The organism is Pseudomonas sp. AA-38 (assembly GCF_029457475.1).
In the GTDB taxonomy this organism is placed as follows: Bacteria; Pseudomonadota; Gammaproteobacteria; order Pseudomonadales; family Pseudomonadaceae; genus Aquipseudomonas.
Genome location: NZ_CP120359.1, coordinates 138,188 through 161,999, shown reverse-complemented (window position 1 = coordinate 161,999; position 23,812 = coordinate 138,188). Strand labels below are relative to the sequence as shown.

Here is a 23,812-nt window from a genome sequence, read left to right as displayed (position 1 = left end):
GAATCTTCGCGGCGTTTTTCGTCTGAATCAGTTCAGCGCAGAACCGGGTCGAACTTGATCCGCCGGCCAGCCATCAGGGCGACGAGGAAGGCCAGGCCGAAGACGCCGCTGGCACACTTGAGCAGCAAGGCCAGATTGGCATCCAGCTCGGGGCTCAGCCACAGGGCTGAGAGGCTTGCCAGGGTCATGATCAGCAGAACGACAGCACTACGAGACATGAGGGGCTCCTTGTCGCTCAGAACACCCAGCGCGGGCCGCTGGAAACCGGACGGGGCTCGCGCTTGACGACGGCGCTGCCACGCTGATCGGAAATGCGCAGCCAGCGGGCGTCGTCGCCGATACCTTGCGCTGCCTGTCGCTTCAACTCAGCGGTATCGCCCTGCATCGCGCCGACGCGATAGTCGCGTACCTGCGGGGTAGCCACGGTAAATTCGGCCGTCTTGGCACTGGCACCCAAGGCATCCGAGAAATCTTTGGCGTAAGCCCCGTTGATCAGGCATGCAGCGGCGCAGAACAGGCTCAGTCGGACGAGGTACATGACGCTTCTCCATCAGCAGATCAGTCGGGGCTTACACGACTGTCAGTTGCAGCGCTCATGCCAATCCAAAAATGCAGATAAAATCCTTACAAATCAAAGAATTACATCATGACCCAGGGCATCTGAACCATGCACTTTGCAAGATGCATGAATCAGATCACGTGCATTTTGCACGATCAATCATGACGGGGTAGCACGACGCTGAAACAGGAGCCCTCGCCCAGGCGGCTGCTCAGTTCGATGCGCCCGCCATGGGCCTGGACGATCTGTTCGCTGATGAACAGGCCCAGTCCCAGCCCCTGAGGCACGTTGCTCTCCGATACACGCTCGAATTGCTCGAACACCCGGCGCTGATCGGCCTCGGAAATGCCCAGGCCCTGATCCCGCACCTCGGCCCGGACGACCTCCTGCTCCCCCCTCACCCGCACCGACACCGGCTTGCCAGCGCCGTAGCGCAGGGCATTGGTGAGCAGGTTGGCCAGCACCTGCTCGATGCGGAATTCGTCCATCAGCACCGGTGCCGGGCCGTCCACCTGCAGTTCAACCTGGCTGCCCTGGCTGGCGAACTGCGCGGCCAGGCTCTCTACCACGCTGCCGGCCAGCACACCGAGATCACCCGGCTGCGGGCGCACGGAAAGCTTGCCGGTGCGGATGCGCGACACATCCAGCATGTCGTCGATCAGACGGGTCAGGCTGCGTAGCTGGCGCTCGTCACGGGCGATCATTTCCTTGAGCTTGTCTGGGCTGAAGGCGTCCTCGCGCCCCTGTTCCAGACGCATCTTGCGCAGTTGCACATCGAGGATCAGGCCGTTGAGCGGGGTGCGCAGCTCGTGCGAGGCGATGGACATGAAGGCGTCACGCATCTGCACCGCCTTCTGCAGCTCGGCCTGGGTCTCGCGCAGCTCGGCGAGCAGTGCCTCCTGCTCGCGCCGTGCCGCCTCGACCACCTCCAGTTGCAGGCTCAGGGCCTTACGGTGGCGATACAGCTCGACGAACATGGTCACCTTGCTGCGTACCTCGAAGGCCGACAGCGGCTTGTGCAGGAAGTCCACCGCGCCACTCTCGTAGCCACGGAAGGCGTAATCCATGTCGCGGCCAGCGGCACTGACGAAGATGATCGGGATGCGCTTGGTCTTCTCCGTGCCGCGCATCAGCTCGGCCAGCTCGAAACCGTTCATGCCCGGCATCTTCACATCGAGGATGGCCAGGGCGAACTCGTGCTCGAGCAACAGTGCCAGTGCCTCGTCGGCGCTGCTGGCCTGGTACACGCTGCATTGGTCGCTGTGGATCAGCGAGCGCAGCGCCAGCAGGTTCTCTGGCAGGTCGTCGACGATCAACACCTTGGCTTCGATCTTTCTCAGCATGGCGGGGTATCCAGTTCGGTCAGCAGTACGCGCATGGCGGCTAGGGGCAGGAGAAAGTCCGGTTGCAGCAGCGCCAGCGCGGCTTCCGGCATGGTCGGTACCTGAGCGTCGGCGGGCTCCTGTACCAGGGTCAGGCCACCGGCCTGCTGAATGGCCAACAGGCCGGCGGCGCCGTCCTCGTTGGCTCCGGTGAGCAAGGCGCCGGCCAGGTGCTCGCCATAGGCGTCGGCGGCGGACTCGAAGAGAATGTCGATCGATGGCCGGGAGAAATGCCGGGGCTCTTCGCGGCTGAGGGAAAAGCTGTGATCGCTCTCGATGGACAGGTGATAACCGGCCGGCGCCACGTAAACCACGCCGCCGCGCAGGTACTCCTTGTCCTCGGCCTCCTTGGCCGGCAGTTGCAAGCTACGGGCGAACAGTTCGGCCAGCAGGCTGTCGTTGCGATCCGGTACGTGCAGCAGGCACACCACCGGCAGCCGATAGCTCGGCGGCAGGCCCCGCAGGAGCTGCAACAGCGCTTCCACGCCGCCGGCCGAGGCGCCGATCACCAGCGCTTGTAGCGGCGCGCGAACCTGCCCTCGCAGGTTGATCGGTTGCCCGCTCATCGTTTGCGGAAGATCCGCTCGGGGCGCGACAGCGCCTCGAACTGCTGGGCATAGGCGGAGAAGTCCAGGCTCTCCTTGCTGCCCAGGCCGAGAAAGCCGCGATGACAGAGGGAGTCGTGGAACAGGCCCAGGGCGCGATCCTGCAGGTCGCGGTTGAAGTAGATCAGCACGTTGCGGCACGACACCAGATGGGTTTCGGCGAACACGCTGTCGGTGGCCAGGCTGTGGTCGGCGAAGGTCACGTTGGCCCGTAGCGACTTGTCGAACAGCACGCGGTCATAGGCCGCCGAGTAGTAGTCGGAGAACGCCCGTTTGCCACCGGAGAGCTGGTAGTTCTGGGTGTAGGTACGCAGGTGGTCGAGAGCGAAGATGCCTTGCTCAGCCTTCTCCAGCGAGTAGGGATTGATGTCGGTGGCGTAGATCATGCTGCGTTCCAGCAGGCCTTCCTCGTGCAGCAGGATGGCCAGGGAGTAGACCTCCTCGCCCGTGCTGCAACCGGCCACCCAGATCTTCAGCGACGGGTAGGTGTGCAGCAGCGGTACCACCTGTTCGCGCAGGGTGAGGAAGTAACTGGGGTCGCGGAACATTTCGCTGACCGGGATGGTGAGGTACTGCAAGAGCTGCATGAAGGCCTGCGGCTCGTGCAGGATGCGCTCCTGCAAGGCCGAGATGGTCGGGCAGTCCAGTTGCGCTTGAGCCTGGCGCACGCGGCGCTTGAGCGAAGCCTTGGAGTAGTCGCGAAAGTCATAGCTGTAGCGCAGATAGATGGCCTCGATCAGCAGGCGCAGCTCGATCTCGTCGGGCATCACAGCCGCTCCAGTTTGGGCATCCATACGCGGATCAAGGAGAACAGCCGATCCAGGTCGATGGGTTTGGCCAGATAGTCGTTGGCCCCGGCCTCGCGGCAGCGCTCCTGGTCATCCTTCATCGCCTTGGCGGTGACCGCGATGATCGGCAGGTGCTTCCACTGCGGCTGCAGGCGAATCTGCCGGGTGGCTTCGTAACCGTCCATCTCCGGCATCATCACGTCCATCAGCACCAGATCGATGTCGTCGTACTGGCGCAGCTTGGCCAGTGCCTCGACGCCGTTGCGGGCGAACTCCACCGTGGCGCCCTTCTGTTCCAGGGCGCTGGACAGGGCGAAGATGTTGCGCACGTCGTCGTCCACCAGCAGCAGGCGCCGGCCCTCGAACAGCTTGTCGCGGCTGCGCGCGGTCTTGAGCATGCGCTGGTGCTCGCTGGACAGCTCGGCCTCGACCTTGTGCAGGAACAGGGTGACCTCGTCCAGTAGGCGCTCCGGCGAACGCGCGCCCTTGATGATGATCGAGCGCGAGTACTTGAGCAGCTCGGCCTCTTCGTCGCGGGTCAGGTTGCGCCCGGTGTAGACGATCACCGGCGGGAAGGAGCAGATGTCTTCCTCGGCCATGCGCCGCAGCAGCTCGTTGCCGAGCATGTCGGGCAGCTTGAGGTCGATGATCATGCAGTCGAATACCGTGTCGCGCAGCTTCTCCAGCGCCTCGCCAGCCAGGGCCACGGCGATGATCTCGATATCCTCGTCGCCGATCAGGCGGGCGATGCTGTCACGTTGCAGCGGGTCGTCCTCCACCAGCAGCACGCGCTTGACCTGCTGGTTGAGCTTGGCCTCCAGCTTGCCGAACACGGCCTTGAGCTGGTCGCGGCTGGTGGGCTTGAGCGCATAGCCCACTGCTCCCAGGTGCAACGCGGCCTCGCTGTGGTCGTCCACCGAGACGACATGCACTGGGATGTGGCGGGTCTGCGCGTCGTCCTTCAAACGCTGCAGCACGCCGAGGCCGGAGCCGTCGGGCAGGTGCATGTCGAGCAGGATGGCGTCCGGGCGGTACCGGCGCGCCAGCTCCAGACCCTCGTCGGCGCAGGTAGCCACCAGGCAGGCGTACCCCAGCTCGTGGGCCAGGTCGAAGAGAATCCGGGCGAAGCGCACTTCATCCTCGACCACCAGCACGCGCCGCCCGCCATGCTCGGCCAGGTGCGCGCGGTCATCCTCGAAGGCGAGGGGTGCACGCGGCACCTGGGCGGGCGCCGGCACCGGCGGCGTCACGGTAGCGACTGGCGCTGGTGCTGGCAACGCAGCCGGCACGACGACCTGATTCTCAGCACCCTCGGCCGCCATCTGCTCGGGCAGCAACAGCGTGAAGGTGCTGCCCTCACCCAGCGCGCTGCTGACCACGATGCTGCCGCCGAGCATGCCGGCCAGGTCACGCGAAATGGACAGGCCCAGGCCGGTACCGCCATAGCGGCGGTTGGTGGTGCCGTCGGCCTGGCGGAAGGCCTCGAAGATCACTTCCTGCTGATCCGGGGCGATGCCAATGCCGCTGTCACGCACGGCGAAGGCCAGGGTCTGCGCATCGTAACGCGACACGCTGAGGGTCACCCCACCATGCTCGGTGAACTTGAAGGCGTTGGACAGCAGGTTGCGCAGGATCTGCTCGGCGCGCTGGCGGTCGGTGAACAGCACGGCGGGCAAGTCGTCCTGCTCGTCGATCACGAAGCTCAGACCGCGCTCGCCAGCCAAGGGTACAAATACGTCGCGCAGGGCTTCGAGCATGCTCGCCAAGGGCGTGCGCTCGGGGCGCACCTCCAGCTTGCCGGCCTCGACCTTGGCGATGTCGAGAATGTCGTTGATCAGGTTGAGCAGATCGTTGCCGGCCGAGTAGATGGATTCGGCGAACTTGACCTGCTCGTCGTCGAGGTTGCCCTTGGCGTTTTCCGCCAACAGCTTGGCCAGGATCAGCGAGCTGTTGAGCGGCGTGCGCAGCTCATGGCTCATGTTGGCGAGAAATTCCGACTTGTAGCGACTGGCACGCTGCAGTTCCTCGGCGCGCTCTTCCAGTTGCGCCTGAATGCGACCCAGGGTGGTATTGCGCTGATCCAGCTCATCACGCTGGTCGGCGAGAATCTGCGCTTGCTCGGAGAGTTTCTCGTTGCTCTGTTCCAGCTCGGCCTGCTGGGTTTCCAGATGGGCCTGGGACTCCTTGAGTACCCGCGCCTGTTGTTCCAGCTCCTCGTTGGCCGCACGCAGCTCTTCCTGCTGGGTCTGTAGCTCTTCGTTGAGCTGCTGGGTCGCCATCAGCATTTCCTGCAGACGCTGACGATAACGCGCGGCCTCCAGCGCGGTGCCGACGCTGCCGGCGATGGCTTCGAGGAATTCGCGCTCGCGCGGCTCCAGGGTGCGCATGAAGGCCAGCTCGACCACGCCGTTGACACGATCCTCCGATTGCAGCGGCACCAGGGCGACACTGACCGGCTGCCCCTCGCCGAGACTGGAGGTGACCTTGATGTAGTCGGTCGGCAGGTCATCCAGGCAGACCAGACGCCGCCCCCGCGCCGCCTGCCCGACCAGGCCTTCACCGTTGTAGAACTGCTCCTTCGACTGGGCATCGGCACTGAAGCCGTAGCCGGCGATACGCCGCAGATCGCCGCTCTGAGGGTCGCGCAGGTACAACGCGGCCACCACGCAGTCGAGGTATTCGGCAAGGAATTCCAGCGAACGATCCGCCAGTTCCTGCACCTGCGGCTGGCCGAGCAGGCGCTGCGTCAACCGGGTCTGGCCATCCCCCATCCAGGCCCGCTGGCTCTGTTCCTGAGTGTACTCGGCCTGTTTGGACATGGCCTGGGAATAGAGGTGCGAGAGGTTGAGCAACTCGCGGCGACCGAACAGGGCCAGCAGGGCGCTGAACAGAATGCTGACGGCCAGGTAGATACCGGCCCCCCACGTGGTGGTGCCACGCACCTCGTCATTGCGCCCCTGGCGCAACTCGCGCTCGCTGTTGATGAAGCTGTCCAGCTCCCGGCGCATGCCGTCCACCAGACTCTTGCCACGGCCACGACCGATCTCGGCCCTGAAGCTTTCACCACTTCGGCGACTGCCGATGACCTCCTCGGCGAAGCTGTCCCACTGCTCCTGCAAGGCCTGTACACGCTGCAGATGCTGCACCTGTGACGGGTTGTCGGCGACCAGTGCGATGAGCTGATCAGTCAGCGGCCTGAACTTGCTGCGCGCCTGTTCATAGGGCGCCAGATAGTCGTCCTCGCCACTGAGCAGGAAACCCCGCATGCCGGTTTCCATGTCCAGGGTCAGCTTGTACACCTCGCTGGCTCGGTTGAGCACCTCATCGGAGTGATCGACCCAACGGATCGCATTGAGCAGGTAACCGACCATGAAGGCGAAGAACAACGCACCAGCCAGACCCAGACCGAGCGGCAGGCTGACATTGCGATTGAGGATTCGACGAAAGGCTGCGTCGTCCATGGCGGACTGGTTCGACACTGGGACGTCCATTCGATGCTTGTCTCGCTGCTGCTTATTCTAGGGGAGAGGCCTGTGGCACACTGACCACGAGCAGACACCGCAGTTTGCCAAACATTCGCGCATTCTGCGCGCCGAAACCGAGAACTTCATGACCTATACCGATTCCGCCACCATCAAGACCATCGTGCTGGTCGAGGACGATGACGTGGTGCGCCAACTCACCACGCAAGTGCTGGAGGAGTTCGGCTACCAGGTTCACGCCCTGCGCGACGGCGCCAGCGCTCTGGAGCTGCTGCGCAGCGAGCAGCCGGTCGACCTGCTGATGAGCGACATTGGCCTGCCGGGCATGGACGGGCGCGAGCTGGTGCAAGCCGCGCGGCGGCTAAGGCCGACCTTACCGGTACTGTTCGCCAGCGGTTACGACGAGCGCGAATTGCTCGCAGAAGTGCGTGCCCGCGACACTACTGCCGCCACCGACAGCATCGTCAAACCTTACGACCTCCAGGTGCTGGCCCGTCGGCTGAGCGAGCTGAGCGGCGCCTAGCCTGCCGCCTGCTGGTTGAGCACCAACAGGCGCGCGGCGGTTTCGGCGTCCGGCTGGCCGTCGTAGTTGGCCGGCCGGTATTTCATCTGGAAGGCGGCGATGACGTTGCGCGTGGCCTCGTCCAGCTCGCCGCTGCGCGGCACCGTGTAGCCCTGGCGGGCCAGTTGCTCCTGGAACCACTCGACGCTGGGCAGGCTGGCGGCGAACAGTGCCTGCTGGCGCGCCACCTGGGCTTCGTCCGGCCAGGGGACAAGGCCCTCGTCGGCCAGACGCTTCCAGGGGAACAACGGCCCCGGGTCGACCTTGCGCTGCGGCGCGATATCGCTGTGACCGATGATCGAGCCCAGCGGCAGTTGGTGACGACGCACGATGTCCTTGAGCAGGGCCACCAGCACATCGATCTGCTGCGGCGCGAAGGGCTGCCAGTAGCGGCCCTTGGGCGTGTCGTAGTAACCCTGATTGACCAGCTCGATGCCGATGGTCGAGGCATTCAGCCAGGTGCGCCCCTGCCACTCGCTGACGCCAGCGTGCCAGGCGCGGCGGTTTTCATCGACCAGGCGATAGAGCGTCGCTGGTCGGTCGCCGATCAGGTAGTGGCTGCTGACGTCGGTGCTGGTCAGCAGTTCCAGCGAGCGTGCCAGGTCGGCCGAGGTGTAGTGCAGCACGACGTATTGCACGCGGCTGTTCTGGCCGACCGCGGTGTGGCTGTCGTCGATGCGCAGACCGCCAGTGCAACCGGCAAGCACGACGAGGATGAGGGCAAGGCAGAAAGATTTCATAGGTGACTGAATACGCTTTGCAGGTTGTCCAGCAGCATGTCGACGCTGAGCATGATCAGCAGCATGCCCATCAGCCGCTCCACCGCCATCAACCCGCGGTTACCGAGAAAACGCTGCAGGAACGAGGCCTGCAACAGGATGAATGCCGTCGCCGCCCAGGCCAGGATCAGCGCCAGGTACAGCTCCCAGAGCGGCCCGGTGTGGGTGTTGCGCAAGGTCATCAGCACCGCGAGGGCCGAGGGCCCGGCCACGGCCGGCGTGGCCAGCGGCACCAGCATCGGCTCGCCGTCGGGCACGTCGCCGAGCAGGCCCTGCGGGCTGGGGAAGATCAGGCGCATGGCGATGACGAAGAGGATGATACCGCCGGCGATGGCGGTCGCCTCCCGCGACAGGCCGAGCCCGGTGAGGAATTTGTCACCAAAGGTGAGAAACAGCAGCAACAAGGCCAGGGCGAACAGCAACTCGCGGGCGGCGACCCACAGGCGACGGCGCGGCTCGACGTTCTTCAGCGCAGCGATGTAGATGGCGATATTGCCGAACGGGTCGGTGACCAGAAAGATCAGTACGGCGATGCTGAAGATGTCCATGGCGGCCTCCGGTGAACGAGGCTGCGTAGTCTAGAGATGGCCAAGGCTTGAAGCGAGAGGCTTAGAACCTGTTCACGATCTGCTGCGCGTCGGCCATGCTGCGTTGAAACCAGCCTCGCGTGCGAGCCCAGACGAGGCGTCCCCGTCAAAAATGCTCATTTACAACTCGTAAAGTCGAACGCGACTCCGAGCGTTTTTCGCCTGATTTCGCCTTGCCTGGCTCTAGCTCGCGAGATCGTGAACAGGCTCTCAGTCCTCGAAGACCAGCGGGCAGTGCTCGGCGCCTTCGAGCTTGCGAATTTCCTCCACCACCTGCGGCCGCGCCTGGCGCAGCACCAGGCTGCGCTGCAGCACCTGCAGGCGGCGGGCCTCCTGGTGCAGCATCTCGACACCGGCATAGTCGATGAAGTTGATGTGCCGGGCGTCGATCACCACGCGCGGCGCGTGGCTGTTCTGCAGCAGTTGCTGGATGTAGTGACAGGCGCCGAAGAAGATCGAGCCCTCGATGCGCAGCACATCTTCGTCGTCATTGCGCCACAGGCGCACGCGTGGCTGCGAGGTGCGCTTGAGGTAGAAGAACAGCGACGCCAGCACGCCGGCATAGATCGCCGTCTGCAGCTCCAGCACCAGGGTGGCGGCGAAGGTCAGCAGCATCACCACGAATTCGGCCTGGCTGACCCGGCGCAGCGCGCGAATCGCTGGCAGATCCACCAGCCCCCAGCAGATCAGCAGGATCCCCGCAGCCATCACCGGCAGCGGGATATGCGCCAGCAGGGCAGCGCCGAACAGGGCGAACAGCGCCACCAGCAGTGCCGAGAATATTCCCGCCAGCGGCGTGCGTGCGCCGGCTTGCAGGTTCAGCGCCGAACGGGTGAAGGAGCCGGCCGACAGCGAGCCGGAGAACCAGGGACCGACGATATTGGACAGGCCCTGGGCGCGCACTTCCTGGTTGGCGTCGAGGAACTGGTGCGACTTCACCGCCAGGGCGCGGGCGATGGACAGGCTGGTGACCAACCCGAGCATGCCGCAGGCCACGGCCGCCGGCAGCAGGCGCAGCACGTCGTCGAGGTCGAAACGCAGCGCGGTTACAGGCGGCAGGTTGCCGGCGAAGGGCGCCACCAGGGCGATCTGTTCGGCGTAGCGCGCCGGCAGCAACCAGGCCAGCAGGCTGCCGACTACCAGGCCGATCAGCAACGCCGGCGCCTTGGGCCAGAGACGGCGCACGCCCAGGCTCAGCAAAAAGGTGAACAGGGCCAGCGCCAGGCTCGGCCAGTGCGTCTCGGGCAGGTGCTGGCCGATCTGCAGCAGGCTGCTCAGCGCCGTGGCCTGGCTCGGCACCTCGACACCGAGCAGATTGGGCACCTGGCCGATGGCGATGACCAGCGCTGCGCCCAGGGTGAAGCCGAGCACCACCGACTGCGAGACGAAGTTCACCAGGGCGCCGAAGCGCAGCAGGCCAAGCAGCCACTGGAACAGCCCGGCCAGGAAGGTCAGCAGCAGCACCAGGGCGATGAAATCCTCGCTGCCGGCCTTGGCCATGGGGCTGACGCTGGTGAACAGGACGATGGAAATCGCCGCCGTCGGCCCGCAGATCAGGTGCCAGGACGAGCCCCACAGGCAGGCGATGATCACCGGCACGATGGCCGCGTACAGGCCGTATTCGGCCGGCAGCCCGGCGATCAGGGCGTAGGCCAGCGATTGCGGCAGCGCCAGGATGGCGCCGGTCAGGCCCACCAGCAGGTCGTTGCCGAGGGTGCTGCGGCGAATACCGGGCAGCCAGCGCAGGAAGGGCAACAGGGTCTGGAGGTCGGGTAGCGGCATCGTCTACGGGTTTGAGATGAACCAAAGGGTGAAGTGTAAACGACGTGGCCCGGCAGCCGCTGCCAGAACGATCCGGCTCAAGCGTGACCACGGTCGGTAGGAGCGAATTCATTCGCGATCAGAGTCGGCACACTGTGCCACATCCTATCGCGAATGAAGGGGAACGCCGCCCGTTCGCTCCTACCGGTTGAGAGCCGTTACAGCCGCGCCTTCACCGCCGCCAGGCCGTCGCCGCCATCGCGGGTGGTGACGCCCTGCAACCAGCCATCGAGCACCTGCGGGTTGGCCTTGAGCCAGGCCTTGATCGCCGCGTCGTTGCTGGCCTGCTTGCTCAGTACCTGATCCATGATGCTGTTCTCCATGTCCTGGGTGAAGCGCAGGTTGGTGAGCAGCTTGCCGACGTTCGGGCACTGCGCGGCATAGCCCTTGCGCGCCAGGGTGTTGACCTGGCCGCTGTCGCCGAAATACTTCTCGCCGCCCTTGAGGTATTTCATGTCGTACTGCACGTTCATCGGATGCGGTGTCCAGCCGAGGAATACCACGAACTGATCGCGCTTCACCGCGCGACCGACCTGCACCAGCATCGCCTGCTCGCTGGACTCCACCAGTTTCCAGTCGCCGAGGCCGAACTCGTCGGCGGCGATCATCTGCTTGATCGACTCGTTAGCCGGCGAACCGGAAGCGATGCCGTAGAGCTTCTTGCCGAATTTGTCGGCGTGCTTGTCGAGGTCGGCGAAGGTCTTCACCCCGGCTTCATAGGCATAGGTCGGCACGGCCAGGGTGTACTCGGTACCCTCGAGGTTCTGCGCCAGCTTGTCCACCTCGCCGCTGGCGACGAATTTGTCGTAGTTGCTCTGCTGCGCCGGCATCCAGTTACCGAGGAAGACGTCTATCTGCCCCTTCTGCAGGCCGGCGAAGATGATCGGCACCGCCAGGGTCTGGCTCTGCGTCTGGTAGCCCAGGCCGTCGAGCAGGAAGCTGGCGATGCCGTTGGTCACGGCGATATCGCTCCAGCCCGGATCACCCAGTTTGACCGTGCTGCAGGCTGCATCCTCGGCCCAGACATTGCCGGCGCTGCTGAGCGCGGTGGCGAGTAACAGCGCATTGAATCGGTTCATGGCGTCTCTCCTTTTTTCTTCTGTGTTGGGCGCCTCTGAAAACGTAGGCGAGGCAGCCAGCGCAAGGCAAAAACAGGCGAAAAAACGGAGTTTACGAGCTGTAAATGAGCATTTTGAGCCTGTTTTTAACGCAGTGATGGCAACGCAGGTAGTTTTTAGAGGTGTCCTTTTGGGGGCGGCAGTGGGTAAAGGTTCATACCTGAGGAAAACGGGCGCGGCGCTCCAGATCGTCGAGGTCGATGTGGTTGCGCATGTATTGCTGGCTGGCGTCGACCCAGGGCTGGTGATCCCAACTGGTCAGCTTGCCCTGGCTCAGCGCTTCGGCCACCAGGCGGCGGCGGCGCTGGCTGGCCAGGGTGGCGGCGTGGATGGTCGGGACATCCCAGCGCTCGCGGGCCTCGGCGAGGAAACCGGCGAGGATGCCCTTGTGCTCACTGGATTCGGCCAGGTTGCGGCGCTCCTGCGGGTCGCTTTCGAGGTTGAACAGCAGCAGCGGATCCTGCTCGGAATAGACGAACTTCCATGGCCCGCGGCGGATCATCATCAGCGGGCTGGTGGTGCCCTCGGCCATGTATTCACCAAGCACTTCGTCGTGGCCGCTTTCGCCGCTTAGGTGCGGCAGCAGCGAGCGACCTTCCAGCTCCAGGCCCGGGTCGACCTGGCCGCCGGCCAGTTCCACCAGCGTTGGCAGCAGATCGAGAGTGGAGACGGACTGGCTGACGCGATGCGCGGCGAAGCGCTGCGGCGCATGCACCAGCAGTGGCACGCGGGCGGACATCTCGAACCAGTGCATCTTGTACCAGAGGCCGCGCTCGCCAAGCATGTCACCGTGGTCGCCGGAGAAGACGATCAGGGTGTACTCGGCCAGGCCGCATTCTTCCAGCGTCTTCAGCAGCTTGCCGATGTTGTCGTCGATATAGCTGCAGGCGCCGAAGTAGGCGCGGCGGGCGTCGCGGATCTTGTCCTCGGGCAGCGGTTTGTCCCACAGGTCGATGACCTTGAGCAGACGCTGTGAGTGCGGATCCTGCTCGCTTTGCTCGATGTGCTGGCGCGGCAGAGGAATGTCCACGCCCTCGTAGCGATCCCAGTATTCGCGGGGAATGGTGTAGGGGTCGTGCGGGTGGGTCATCGACACGGTCAGGCAGAATGGCTGCTCGGGCGTCAGGCGCACGTGGTCATAGAGGTACTGGCGGGCCTTGAATACCACCTCCTCGTCGAAGTCGAGCTGGTTGCTGCGCACGCAGGGGCCGGCCTGCAGCACCGAGGACATGTTGTGGTACCAGCTAGCACGTACGTCCGGCTCGTCCCAGTTCACTGCCCAGCCATAATCGGCGGGGTAGATGTCGCTGGTCAGGCGTTCCTCGTAGCCGTGTAGCTGATCCGGGCCACAGAAGTGCATCTTGCCCGACAGCGCCGTGCGATAGCCGAGGCGGCGCAGGTAGTGGGCATAGGTCGGCACGTCGGCGGGAAATTCCGCGGCATTGTCGTAGGCGCCGATCTTCGACGGCAAGCGGCCGCTGACCAGGGTGAAGCGCGACGGCGCGCACAGCGGGCTGTTGCAGTAGGCCGAATCGAACACCACGGCCTGCTCGGCCAGCTTCATCAGGTGGGGCATCTGCACCGGCGAAGCGGCATCGTGCAGCGGCAGGATTGGCGCGGCCATCTGGTCGGCCATGATGAAGAGGATGTTCGGGCGCTTCATGGTGGCGGGTATTCCATACTGTTGGTTTATGCGACAGTGCGGGAGCCATGATTCCGGTAGAACGGCAGCAGGGTAAACCCGGCTGTGAAACATGCCTTGGATAAGCAGAGCTTATGTTTAAAGCCATTGATGGACTGTCGCTCGACGCGCTGCGGGTGTTCGAGTCGGCGGCGCGCCAGCTCAGTTTCACCGCCGCCGCCAGTGAATTGGGTAGCAGCCAGCCGGCCATCAGCCAGCAGATCAAGCGCCTCGAGCAGCAACTGGCCACACGCCTGTTCGACCGCGTCTATCGCGGCATCGTCCTGACCGAGGCCGGCGAGTTGCTGCTGAGCCATGTGCAGGAAGGGCTGGCCAGTCTCGATGCCGGGCTCGTCGCCGTCACCGCGCGCCAGCAGCACGAGGTGCTGCAGGTGGCCACCGACTTCGCCTTCGCCGCCTACTGGCTGATGCCGCGTCTGCAGCGCTTCAACCGCCTGTACCCGGAGGTGGACGTCAGCCTGATCACCAGCGAGCGTGACCCGGCCACGGTGCCCAGTGACATCGACGTGGCGATTCGCTTCGGTGATGGCCGCTTCAAGCACGGCGAGGCCCATCTGCTGTTCCGCGAAGAGGTGTTCCCGGTGTGCAGCCCGCGCCTGCTCGGCGCACGCCAGCCACCGCTGCCGGTAGCGGCGCTGACTGACCTGCCGTTGCTGCACCTGCGCCCTGAACATCGCTCGCGCTGGTTCGACTGGGATAGCCTGTTCCGTGCCCTTGGCATCGCCAGCATGCCGACGCCCGGTGCGCTGCGCTTCGACAACTACACCCTGCTGATCCAGGCCGCCATTGCCGGGCAAGGCGTGGCCATCGGCTGGCGTCATCTGGTGGATGAACTGCTCGCTCAGGGGCTGCTCTGTCGCCTGGGTGACGCCGAGGCGCACTCGGCACTTGGCTATTACCTGGTACTGCCCGAGCGCAAGCGTCGCCAGCGCCTGACCGAGCGTTTCGTCGACTGGTTGCAGGCGGAGCTGGATTCGTCGGCAGCGAGCGTTTGATCGGGCCATACTGCAATAGCCAAGCGTGATCCTTATACTGAGCACCGCCGCTCTAGCCGGTCGTTTTCCATCACCCGCCAGCGGCTCCCACACTCCAACCGGTGAAGTGAACCGTGAAACTCCGTCATTCGATTTTGGGCCTGCTGCTGTGCAGCAGCCTTGCTGTCTCGAACCTCCAGGCCGCTGTGGCCCAACCCAAGCAGGAACTGGCCGCCGGCAGTGCACTGCTGGTCGACCTGAAGACCGGCAAGGAGCTGTATTCCAGCAACCCTGACCTGCGCCTGCCGATCGCCTCGGTCACCAAGCTGATGACCGCCATGGTGGTGCTCGACGCCAAGCTGCCGCTGGATGAGGTGCTGCCCGTCAACATCCGCGACACCAAGGAAATGCAGGGCGTGTTCTCCCGCGTTCGCGTGGGCAGTGAACTGAGCCGCCGCGACATGCTGCACCTGGCGCTGATGTCCTCGGAAAACCGCGCGGCGGCCAGCCTCGCCCACCATTATCCGGGCGGCCAGACGGCCTTCATCAAGGCGATGAACGCCAAGGCCAAGGCGCTGGGCATGACCCACAGCCACTTCGTCGAACCCACCGGCCTGTCGGAAGACAATGTCTCCACCGCCCGTGACCTGGCGCTGATGGTCAAGGCCGCCCGCCAATATCCGCTGATCCACCAGTTCACCACCGATTCGGAAACCACCATGGCCTTCCGCAAGCCCAACTACACCCTGGGCTTTCGCAACACCAATGCCCTGGTGCGCAAGGCCGACTGGAATATCTATCTGAGCAAGACCGGCTTCACCAACGCCGCCGGCCGCTGCCTGGTGATGGCCACCACCATGGCCAACCGTCCGGTGGCCTTCGTGGTGCTCGGTGCCTTCGGCAAATACACCCACATGGCCGACGCCAACCGCCTCAAGCGCTGGCTGGAAACCGGCAAGGTGTCGCCGGTGCCGGCTGCCGCGCTCAGCTACAAGCAACAGAAGCTGGCCGAGTGGAGCCTGCAGGCCAAGCAGTGACCTGGCGCTGATGCAAAAAGGGCGACTCGATGAGTCGCCCTTTTTCATGGTGCCTCGGCGTAGCCCGGATGCAATCCGGGGAAACGGTCACAAGGCCCCGGATTGCATCCGGGCTACGGTCGATGCTGGTCAGCCGTAGTAACTCGATCCGCGCCAGCCAGTCGCTCGCTGAGGAAATCGAGAAAGCAGGTGATGCGCGAAGCCAGCGCGGTGTTGCGGTAGTACACCGCATGAACCGGCTGACGCACCTCGACGCGCTGCTCGGCCAGCACCTCCACCAGCGCGCCGCTGGCGCGGGCGGCATCGGTCATGAAGTCCGACAGGCACACCAGGCCTTCGCCGGCCAGCGCCAGTGCCAACAGGGTGTCGCCGCTGGAGGCACACAGGCTTGGCGTGATGCGCCAGCGCTCACCGAGGGCGTGACGCAGCGGCCACTCGTTGAGGCCGTCGGGCTCGGTGAAGCCCAGCAGGCTATGCCCGGCCAATTCCTCGGTGCGTGCCGGGGTGCCATGTCGGCGCAGGTACTCGGGGCTGGCCAGCACGCGCCGGCGACTGTGGCACAGCGGCCGTGCATGCAGGCTGGAGTCCGGTAGGTGGCCGATGCGGATGGCCAGATCGGTGCGCCGCTCCAGCAAATCGATGATGCGGTCGTCGCTGTTGAGCTCCAGTTCGATCTGCGGATAAAGCGCGCGAAACTCGCCGATCAACGGCACGATCACATGCAGCATGAAGGGCGAGGCAGTGTTGATGCGCAGACGCCCGGCCGGAGCCTGACGGCGCAGGGCCATCTGCTCCTCGGCTTCCTCGACGCTGGTCAGGATGCGCCGCGCCTGAGCCAGGAACAGTTCGCCCTCCTCGGTCAGCTCCAGGCGCCGGGTGGTACGCCGCAGCAGGGTGACGGCGAGCTTCTCCTCCAGGCGACTCAGCGCCCGGCTCACCCCTGACGCGGTTTGCTCGAGCTGTTCGGCGGCGGCGCTGATCGAGCCGCTGTCGACCACGCTGACGAAGGCGAGCATTTCTTCCAGGCTGGTCTTCATTGTTGCGCTTCGGTCACGGACGCCTGCGGGTTGCTGGCGTTTCGTGCAAGAGTCTGCCGATCCGGCCGGCTGCCAGCAACTCGCTCAACGCCCGCCGGCAATATCGATCAGTGCGCCAGTGGTGTAGCTGGCCTTGTCATCGAGCAGCCAGAGGATGGCCTCGGCGACCTCTTCGGCACGCCCGGCACGGCCCAGCGGCGTGGCTTTGCCCAGGCGCTCGGCGCGATCCGGCTGGCCGCCGCTGGCGTGGATCTCGGTATCGATCAGCCCCGGGCGCACGGCATTGACCCGCACGCCCTCGCCGCCCAGCTCCTTGGCCAGGCCGCGGGTCAGCACGTCCATGGCGCCCTTGGCCCCAGCGTAGTCGACATACTCGAAGGGCGAGCCGAGGCTGGCGGCCACCGACGACACCAGCACCATCGCACCACCCTCGCCGCCGCGACTACGGGCCATGCGCCGGGCGCCTTCACGGGCGGTCAGATAGCTGCCCAGCACGTTGACCTCGAACATGCGCCGCAGGCGCTCGCCACTCATGTCCAGCAACGGCATGGGTGGGGCGACGATACCGGCATTGATCACCAGGCCATGCAGCGGGCCGAGCGCGTCCATGGCCGCGAACAGGCGTTGAACGTCCTCTTCGACCGCCACATCGCCAGGTATGGCGACAGCCTTGCCGCCCATGGCGGCTATCCGCGCCACCACCTCATCGGCGGCGGCGCGGTCGCTGCGGTAGTTCACCCCGACCGTCCAGCCTTGCGCTGCGGCCAGCAGGGCGGTGGCGCGACCGATGCCGCGGCTGGCGCCGGTAATCAGCAGGTTTTTGCTCATCAGGCGTCTCCTGTTCATTGTGGTCATCATGCGTAGGGTGGACGACGCTTCACCCGTCCACCACCTAACGATCCCGATGGTGGACAAAAAAGCGTTGTCCACCCTACGGGAGGTGATTGTCGAGAGCCAGAGGCATGACGGGTGGCCGCCAGTGGCTTCGGGGGTTACCATGCGCGCCCTTTTTGCTCGACCACACGTTGTTGCTCATGAAACCCGCACGCTTGCGCGCCGACCTGCTGGCCGGCCTGACCTCCTCCTTCGCCCTGGTGCCCGAGTGCATTGCCTTCGCCCTGGTGGCTCAGCTCAACCCGCTGATGGGCCTGTACGGCGCCTTCATCATCTGCACCCTCACCGCCCTGTTCGGCGGCCGGCCGGGGATGATTTCCGGCGCGGCCGGTTCGATGGCGGTGGTGATCGTCGCCCTGGTGGTGCAGCACGGCGTGCAGTACCTGCTGGCCACGGTGCTGCTCGGCGGCCTGATCATGCTGGCGTTCGGCCTGTTGCGCCTGGGCAAGCTGATCCGCATGGTGCCGCACCCGGTGATGCTGGGCTTCGTCAACGGCCTGGCGATCGTCATCGCGATGTCGCAACTGGAGCACTTCCATACCGACGGTGGCTGGCTGCAGGGCGCTGCGCTGTCCTGGATGCTAGGGCTGGTGGCGCTGACCATGGCGGTGGTCTATCTGCTACCGAAGCTGACCCGCGCGGTACCGCCGGCGCTGGTGGCGATTCTCGGCGTCGGCTTGCTGGTGTACCTGCTCGATCTACCCACGCGCACCCTTGGCGATATGGCGCACATAGCCGGCGGCTTGCCGCAGTTCGCCCTGCCGGACATTCCCTGGAATCTGGAAACGCTGCAAATCATCGCGCCCTACGCGGTATTGATGGCGTTGGTCGGCCTGCTGGAAACCCTGCTGACCCTCAACCTCACCGACGAGATTACCCAGAGCCGCGGCATGACCAACCGTGAGTGCGTGGCGCTCGGTGCGGCCAACATGGTCTCCGGTGCGTTCGGCGGCATGGGCGGCTGCGCGATGATCGGCCAGACCGTGATCAACCTCAGCTCGGGCGGGCGTGGGCGGCTGTCCGGCGTGGTCGCCGGGGTGATGATCCTGCTCTTCGTGCTGTTCCTCTCGCCGCTGATCGAACGCATCCCGCTGGCCGCGCTGGTGGGGGTGATGTTCGTGGTGGCGCAGCAGACCTTCGCCTGGGGCTCGCTGCGCGTGGCCGGCAAGGTGCCGGCCAATGACGTGCTGGTGATAGTTGCCGTGACCGCAATCACCGTGGCCACCGACCTGGCCACCGCCGTGCTCTGCGGCATCGTCATCGCCGCGCTCAACTTCGCCTGGCAGCACGCCCGCGAACTGTACGCCGACAGCGATATGCAGGCCGACGGCAGCAAGCTGTACCGCGTGCACGGCACCTTGTTCTTCGCCTCCTGCACCACCTTCCTGGCGCAGTTCGAGCCGGCCGACGACCCGCAGCAGGTGACCCTGGACTGCCGCCACCTGAGCTTCGTCGACTACTCGGCCATCGCCGCGCTGAAAACCCTGCGCGAACGCTACGAACGCGCCGGCAAGCACCTGCGTGTGGTGCACCTGTCCGAGCGTTGCAAGCAGTTGCTCAAGCGGGCGGGCTCGGAACACTGATCGCGTAGGATGGGTAGAGCCTCGCGAAACCCATCAACCAATTCCCGGGTATCGCTACGCTCGACCCAGGCTACAAAGCCATGAAAAAAGCCGCTGATGGATCGCTCCGTCAGCGGCTTTTTCGTATGCCAGAGCGGGTATCAGCGTCGGGCGCCGCGTACCCCTTCGGCCAGTTCGCGGCACAGGCCGAGCACGCCGTCGATGGCCTGCTGCGGGCTTTTCGCCTCGGCGATCTTGTCGATCAGCGCCGAGCCGACCACCGCGCCCTCGGCGCGCTTGGCCACTTCGGCGGCGTGCTGCGGGGTGCGGATGCCGAAGCCGATGCATACGGGCAGGTCGGTGTGGCGGCGCAGGCGCGTCACAGCTTCCTCGACGTGATCCATGGTCGCCGCGCCGGCACCGGTCACGCCGGCCACCGACACGTAGTAGACGAACCCGGAGCTACCAGCCAGCACGGTGGGCAGGCGGTCGTCGTCGGTGGTCGGGGTGGTCAGGCGGATGAAGTCCATGCCTGCACTCTGCGCCGGTTCGCACAGCTCGTCGTTGTGCTCAGGCGGCAGGTCGACCACGATCAGGCCGTCGACGCCGGCCTCTTTGGCGTCACTGATGAAGCGCTCGACGCCGTAGACGAAGATCGGGTTGTAGTAGCCCATCAGCACCAGCGGCGTGCTCTGGTTGCCTTGGCGGAATTCGCGAACCATCTGCAGCGTCTGCTGCATGCCCTGCTTGCCGGCCAGCGCACGAATGTTGGCGAGCTGGATGGCCGGGCCGTCGGCCATCGGGTCGGTAAAGGGCATGCCCAGTTCGATCACGTCGGCGCCGGCGTCCGGCAGGCCCTTGAGGATGCTCAGCGAGGTGGCGTAGTCGGGGTCGCCGGCGGTGATGAAGGTCACCAGCGCGGCGCGGTTTTCCGCTTTCAGTTCGGCGAAACGGCTTTGCAGGCGGCTCATGCGTGCTTCTCCTGGTTGTCCTGCATGTGGTGCATCACGGTCTGCATGTCCTTGTCGCCACGACCGGACAGGTTGATCACCATCAGGTGATCCTTGGGCAGCTTGGGGGCACGTTTGAAGGCTTCGGCCAGCGCGTGGGCGCTTTCCAGGGCCGGGATGATGCCTTCCAGGCGGCAGCACTGGTGGAAGGCTTCGAGGGCTTCGTCATCGCTGATCGGCACGTATTCGACGCGCTTGATCTCATGCAACCAGGCGTGTTCCGGGCCGACGCCGGGGTAGTCGAGGCCGGCGGAAATCGAGTGGGCATCGGTGATCTGGCCGTCGTCATCCTGCAGCAGGAAGGTACGATTGCCGTGCAGCACGCCCGGCGCACCACCGGCCATGCTCGCCGCATGCTTGCCGGTGTCGATACCGTGGCCGGCCGCCTCGACGCCGACGATCTGCACGCCAGCATCGTCGAGGAAGGGGTGGAACAGGCCGATGGCGTTGGAGCCACCGCCGATGCAGGCCACCAGCGAGTCGGGAAGACGCCCTTCTTTCTCCATGATCTGCTCACGCACTTCGTTGCCGATCACCGACTGGAAGTCGCGCACCATGGCCGGGTACGGGTGGGGACCTGCGGCAGTGCCGATCAGGTAGAAGGTGTTGTGGACGTTGGTCACCCAGTCGCGCAGGGCTTCGTTCATGGCGTCCTTGAGAGTGCCGGTGCCGGCAGTGACCGGGATCACCTCGGCGCCGAGCAGCTTCATGCGGAAGACGTTGGCCTGCTGGCGGTCGATGTCGGTGGTGCCCATGTACACCACGCACTGCATGCCGAAGCGCGCAGCCACGGTGGCGGTGGCCACGCCGTGCATGCCAGCGCCGGTCTCGGCGATGATGCGCTGTTTGCCCATGCGCTTGGCCAGGAGGATCTGGCCGATGCAGTTGTTGATCTTGTGCGCGCCGGTGTGGTTCAGGTCTTCGCGCTTGAGGTAGATCTTCGCCCCGCCGAAATGTTCGGAGAGCCGCTCGGCGTAGTACAGCGGGCTGGCGCGGCCGATGTAGTCGCGCTGGAAGTAGGCGAGTTCTTCGAGGAAGGCCGGATCGTTCTTGGCCTTCTCGTATTCGGCAGCCAGCGAGTTGATCAGCGGCATCAGGGTTTCGGCGACGAACTGACCGCCGAAGCGGCCGAACAGGCCGCGAGCGTCGGGGCCGGTGCGGAAGGAATTCTGTGAACCAGACATGGCAGTCATCCATTGGTTAGTCAGACAATGGCACCAGTGTAAGGCTCGAAAGCACGCCTAAAAACCGATTTATTTGCCTTGAAACGTGATATTTTCTCACATATCAATCATGGAAGACTTATATGAATGATCGCTGGTTATGGGCGTTCCCTGTGCTGGGTGGAATTTTCATTCTGCTTGCTCTGCTGCTCCAGATTCACAGATGGAATGCAGAGGAGCAGATGCTACGAACGACCGGAGAGGTGGTTGCAGTGATGGGAAGAGGCTGCCCAGTGGTCGAATTTTTCCCACACCAGGGTGAGCTCACCCGCTTCACCGGCGAGGTCTGCAGCCGCCCCGGTTATGCCATGGGTGAAGTGGTCGACTTGTTCTATGACCCGCTGGAGCCGGAGAACGCGCATATCGATAGCTTCGTGCAGAACTGGTTCATCAGCCTGATACTGGGCGCAGTCGGCCTCTTCTTCTGCCTGGTCGGATCCTTCCTGCTGATGCCTGACTCCTTTTCCAACAGGCGAGTCAAGCGCCTTGAAAGCAGGGCCCAGGCTGTCCAGGCGAAATTCGTCGACGTCCGTCGCAATCCTTTTTCCACACTCAACGATGTACCGGCCTGGCAATTGGTCTGTCAGTGGCACAACCCGGAGAGCGGAGCCATGCACGTGTTCTACAGCGAAGATCTCTGGTTCGACCCACGGCCGTTCATCAAGGACGAGTGCCTACAGGTCATGATCGATCCGGAAGATCCTCGACATTACAGTGTGGACACCAGCTTTCTTCCGCGCCTGGCGGTATGAGCCATGAGCCGAGAACTGCCCCCGCTCAACGCCCTGCGCGCCTTCGAGGCCGCCGCACGCCTGCAAAGCATCAGCAAGGCGGGTGAGGAGCTGCACGTCACCCATGGCGCCATCAGCCGGCAGATTCGTGCGCTGGAAGAACAGCTCGGCCTGAGCCTGTTCGACAAGGACGGGCGCGGCGTGAAACTCACCGATGCCGGGCTGCGCCTGCGTGATGTCAGCACCGAGTGCTTCGAGCGCCTGAGTAGCGTCTGCGCCGAGCTACGCCGCGAAACCGAGCAGCGCCCCTTCGTGCTCGGTTGCTCGGGCAGCCTGCTGGCACGCTGGTTCATCCCACGTCTGGATCGCCTGCAGCGTGAGCTGCCGGATTTGCGCCTGCAGCTATCGGCCAGCCAGGGCGAGCTGGATCCGCGCAGCGCCGAGGTGGATGCCACCCTGCTGTTCGCCGACCCGCCCTGGCCCGCTGACATGCAGGTGTTCGAGCTGGCGCCCGAGCGCATCGGCCCGGTGCTCAGCCCGCGCTATGCCGATCATGCGCAACTGGCCACGGCCAATGCCGACGCGCTGTACGCCGAGCCGCTGCTGCACACCACCTCGCGCCCGCAGGCCTGGCCACAGTGGGCGCATGCCCAAGGGCTGGCACCCGAGCGGCTGCAACTGGGCCAGGGTTTCGAGCATCTTTACTACCTGCTGGAGGCCGCCGCGGCTGGGCTCGGCGTGGCCATCGCGCCGCAGACCCTGGTCGCCGACGACCTGCGCGCTGGGCGCCTGGTCGCGCCCTGGGGCTTCGTCGAAACCAGTGGCTACCTGGCGCTGTGGACGCGCCGCGCCGATCCGCGCAGCGAGCGGCTGGCGCACTGGCTGACGAAAGAGTTGGCGGCAACTCCGGATTGACCACCCTGGTCGCCTCTGCAGCACGGCGTGACGCTACCAGCGACGCGGCGCACGCGGTCGGTTGCTAGCATCGCCCGGACTTTCCTCCCGCTCAGCGGCCTGGCCGGTTCAGACGAGGCATCGATGTCCAACCCGTGCAGCAATTTCACCCCCTATACGCTGGAAGTGACCGGCAAGGGCATCCACGAAGTCGAGCAGGCGAAGGCGGCGATACCGGCTGGCACGCCGATCAACATTGCCTTTCTCGGCAACGAAGACCATGCCCAGCGTATCCATGCGGCGAAGGTCATCCGTGCCTGCGGCGCCGAGCCGGTGCCGATCATTTCCTCACGCCGGTTACGCTCCGAGGCGGATCGCGACGAATTGATCGGCGCGCTGATCGCCCAGGCCGCGCCGAAACGCTTCATGTTCGTTGGTGGTGACCCGAGCACGCCAGCCGGGCCCTATCAGGACTCTCTGGCGCTGCTGGCCAGCGGCGTGCTGGAGCGCCACGGCATCGAGCAGGTGGTGATCACCGGTTACCCGGAAGGGCACCCGAAGATCGCCAGGGACGAACTCATGCGCGCCCTGAAATGGAAGCTGGATTTTCTCCGTGAAGCCGGCTGCGCCGTGGAGATCACCACTCAGTTCGGCTTCGACGCCGAGGCAGTGGTGCGCTGGATCGAGCAATTGCGCCAGCAGGGCATCGCAACCCCCGTGCGCATCGGCGTGCCCGGCCCGGCCGATGTCGGCAAGCTGCTGCGCTTCGCCCGCCAGTTCGGTGTGGCAACCTCTGCCTCCATCCTGCGCCGCTATGGCTTGTCGATGACCAACCTGATGCAGCGCGTGGGTGCCGAGCGTTACTGGGATCAGTTGCAGGCGGGGCTCGTCGGCAGGCAACTGGGCCGCATCGGCTGGCACCTGTACCCCTTTGGCGGGATCGAGGATGGCGTCAGTTGGATCAATGCCCGGCTGGGTGACATGAGCGCCCCTTCACCCCAGCCTATCGAGTGCAGTTCTGAGGTCGAGGTAGCGGTCGATGACACTTATGCGTAGCGGGCTAGT

At 64.9% G+C, this 23,812-nt stretch carries 22 protein-coding genes; 7 read left to right on the top strand and 15 right to left on the bottom strand.

The window, feature by feature from the left end; all coding sequences use genetic code 11:
* Positions 1-32: 32 nt before the first annotated feature.
* From PVE35_RS00750 to PVE35_RS00725, 6 genes are all read right to left on the bottom strand, one after another.
* On the bottom strand, positions 33-218 hold the full coding sequence (locus PVE35_RS00750; RefSeq protein WP_277373459.1) for a PA3371 family protein: 186 nt from the start codon (positions 216-218) through the stop codon (positions 33-35).
* A 17-nt stretch (positions 219-235) separates the two neighbouring features.
* Positions 236-538 (bottom strand): hypothetical protein, encoded by a 303-nt coding sequence (locus PVE35_RS00745; RefSeq protein ID WP_268180372.1) that lies wholly within the window; start codon positions 536-538, stop codon positions 236-238.
* Between the two features lie 176 nt (positions 539-714).
* Positions 715-1,902 (bottom strand): hybrid sensor histidine kinase/response regulator, encoded by a 1,188-nt coding sequence (locus PVE35_RS00740; RefSeq protein ID WP_268180371.1) that lies wholly within the window; start codon positions 1,900-1,902, stop codon positions 715-717.
* Entirely contained in the window at positions 1,896-2,507 is a 612-nt protein-coding gene (locus PVE35_RS00735) for a chemotaxis protein CheB (protein ID WP_268180369.1), read from the bottom strand. The genes PVE35_RS00740 and PVE35_RS00735 overlap by 7 nt, the downstream gene beginning before the upstream one ends.
* The gene (locus PVE35_RS00730) at positions 2,504-3,313 is read right to left on the bottom strand and encodes a CheR family methyltransferase (protein WP_268180367.1); all 810 of its coding nucleotides are present in this window, start codon (positions 3,311-3,313) and stop codon (positions 2,504-2,506) included. The genes PVE35_RS00735 and PVE35_RS00730 overlap by 4 nt, the downstream gene beginning before the upstream one ends.
* Positions 3,313-6,813 (bottom strand): response regulator, encoded by a 3,501-nt coding sequence (locus tag PVE35_RS00725; RefSeq protein WP_277373458.1) that lies wholly within the window; start codon positions 6,811-6,813, stop codon positions 3,313-3,315. Before PVE35_RS00725 ends, PVE35_RS00730 begins: the two co-directional genes overlap by 1 nt.
* A gap of 130 nt (positions 6,814-6,943) precedes the next feature.
* Here PVE35_RS00725 and PVE35_RS00720 point away from each other — a divergent pair, with 130 nt between their 5' ends.
* Positions 6,944-7,339, top strand: coding sequence for a response regulator (locus PVE35_RS00720; RefSeq protein WP_268180363.1), 396 nt, complete (start codon positions 6,944-6,946; stop codon positions 7,337-7,339).
* On the opposite strand, the gene PVE35_RS00715 is transcribed toward PVE35_RS00720, so the two are convergent.
* The 5 genes from PVE35_RS00715 to betC all read right to left on the bottom strand — a co-directional run bounded on the left by PVE35_RS00715 (position 7,336) and on the right by betC (position 13,346).
* Complete coding sequence (locus tag PVE35_RS00715) at positions 7,336-8,118, bottom strand: N-acetylmuramoyl-L-alanine amidase (protein ID WP_277373457.1); 783 nt, start codon at positions 8,116-8,118, stop codon at positions 7,336-7,338. The genes PVE35_RS00720 and PVE35_RS00715 overlap by 4 nt on opposite strands.
* Positions 8,115-8,705 (bottom strand): MarC family protein, encoded by a 591-nt coding sequence (locus PVE35_RS00710; protein ID WP_268180360.1) that lies wholly within the window; start codon positions 8,703-8,705, stop codon positions 8,115-8,117. Before PVE35_RS00710 ends, PVE35_RS00715 begins: the two co-directional genes overlap by 4 nt.
* Positions 8,706-8,954: 249 nt before the next feature.
* Positions 8,955-10,526, bottom strand: coding sequence for a SulP family inorganic anion transporter (locus tag PVE35_RS00705; protein ID WP_268180359.1), 1,572 nt, complete (start codon positions 10,524-10,526; stop codon positions 8,955-8,957).
* 197 nt (positions 10,527-10,723) lie between these two features.
* Positions 10,724-11,644 (bottom strand): choline ABC transporter substrate-binding protein, encoded by a 921-nt coding sequence (locus tag PVE35_RS00700; protein ID WP_268180358.1) that lies wholly within the window; start codon positions 11,642-11,644, stop codon positions 10,724-10,726.
* Between the two features lie 193 nt (positions 11,645-11,837).
* Positions 11,838-13,346, bottom strand: coding sequence for a choline-sulfatase (gene betC, locus PVE35_RS00695; protein WP_277373456.1), 1,509 nt, complete (start codon positions 13,344-13,346; stop codon positions 11,838-11,840).
* A gap of 113 nt (positions 13,347-13,459) precedes the next feature.
* On the opposite strand from betC, the gene PVE35_RS00690 reads away from it, so the two are divergent.
* A complete protein-coding gene (locus PVE35_RS00690) occupies positions 13,460-14,380 on the top strand; it encodes a LysR family transcriptional regulator (RefSeq protein ID WP_277373455.1) in 921 nt (306 codons plus the stop codon).
* Positions 14,381-14,514: 134 nt separating this feature from the next.
* Positions 14,515-15,396, top strand: coding sequence for a D-alanyl-D-alanine endopeptidase (gene pbpG / locus PVE35_RS00685; RefSeq protein ID WP_346772068.1), 882 nt, complete (start codon positions 14,515-14,517; stop codon positions 15,394-15,396).
* A gap of 113 nt (positions 15,397-15,509) precedes the next feature.
* On the opposite strand, the gene PVE35_RS00680 is transcribed toward pbpG, so the two are convergent.
* On the bottom strand, positions 15,510-16,433 hold the full coding sequence (locus PVE35_RS00680; protein ID WP_277373453.1) for a LysR substrate-binding domain-containing protein: 924 nt from the start codon (positions 16,431-16,433) through the stop codon (positions 15,510-15,512).
* Between the two features lie 84 nt (positions 16,434-16,517).
* Complete coding sequence (locus tag PVE35_RS00675) at positions 16,518-17,261, bottom strand: SDR family oxidoreductase (RefSeq protein ID WP_277373452.1); 744 nt, start codon at positions 17,259-17,261, stop codon at positions 16,518-16,520.
* A gap of 206 nt (positions 17,262-17,467) precedes the next feature.
* Between PVE35_RS00675 and PVE35_RS00670 the strand changes: the two genes are divergently transcribed.
* Positions 17,468-18,910, top strand: a complete 1,443-nt coding sequence (locus PVE35_RS00670) for a SulP family inorganic anion transporter (RefSeq protein ID WP_277373451.1) — start codon at positions 17,468-17,470, stop codon at positions 18,908-18,910.
* A gap of 140 nt (positions 18,911-19,050) precedes the next feature.
* On the opposite strand, the gene trpA is transcribed toward PVE35_RS00670, so the two are convergent.
* Together trpA and trpB are read right to left on the bottom strand one after the other, a co-directional pair.
* A complete protein-coding gene (gene trpA, locus PVE35_RS00665; RefSeq protein ID WP_268180344.1) occupies positions 19,051-19,860 on the bottom strand; it encodes a tryptophan synthase subunit alpha in 810 nt (269 codons plus the stop codon).
* Complete coding sequence (gene trpB / locus PVE35_RS00660; RefSeq protein ID WP_277373450.1) at positions 19,857-21,083, bottom strand: tryptophan synthase subunit beta; 1,227 nt, start codon at positions 21,081-21,083, stop codon at positions 19,857-19,859. Before trpB ends, trpA begins: the two co-directional genes overlap by 4 nt.
* 122 nt (positions 21,084-21,205) lie before the next feature.
* Between trpB and PVE35_RS00655 the strand changes: the two genes are divergently transcribed.
* From PVE35_RS00655 to PVE35_RS00645, 3 genes are all read left to right on the top strand, one after another.
* Positions 21,206-21,874 (top strand): DUF3592 domain-containing protein, encoded by a 669-nt coding sequence (locus tag PVE35_RS00655; RefSeq protein WP_277373449.1) that lies wholly within the window; start codon positions 21,206-21,208, stop codon positions 21,872-21,874.
* 3 nt (positions 21,875-21,877) lie between these two features.
* Positions 21,878-22,768, top strand: a complete 891-nt coding sequence (locus tag PVE35_RS00650; RefSeq protein WP_277373448.1) for a LysR family transcriptional regulator — start codon at positions 21,878-21,880, stop codon at positions 22,766-22,768.
* Between the two features lie 123 nt (positions 22,769-22,891).
* Entirely contained in the window at positions 22,892-23,803 is a 912-nt protein-coding gene (locus PVE35_RS00645) for a methylenetetrahydrofolate reductase (RefSeq protein ID WP_277373447.1), read from the top strand.
* Positions 23,804-23,812 lie beyond the last annotated feature (9 nt).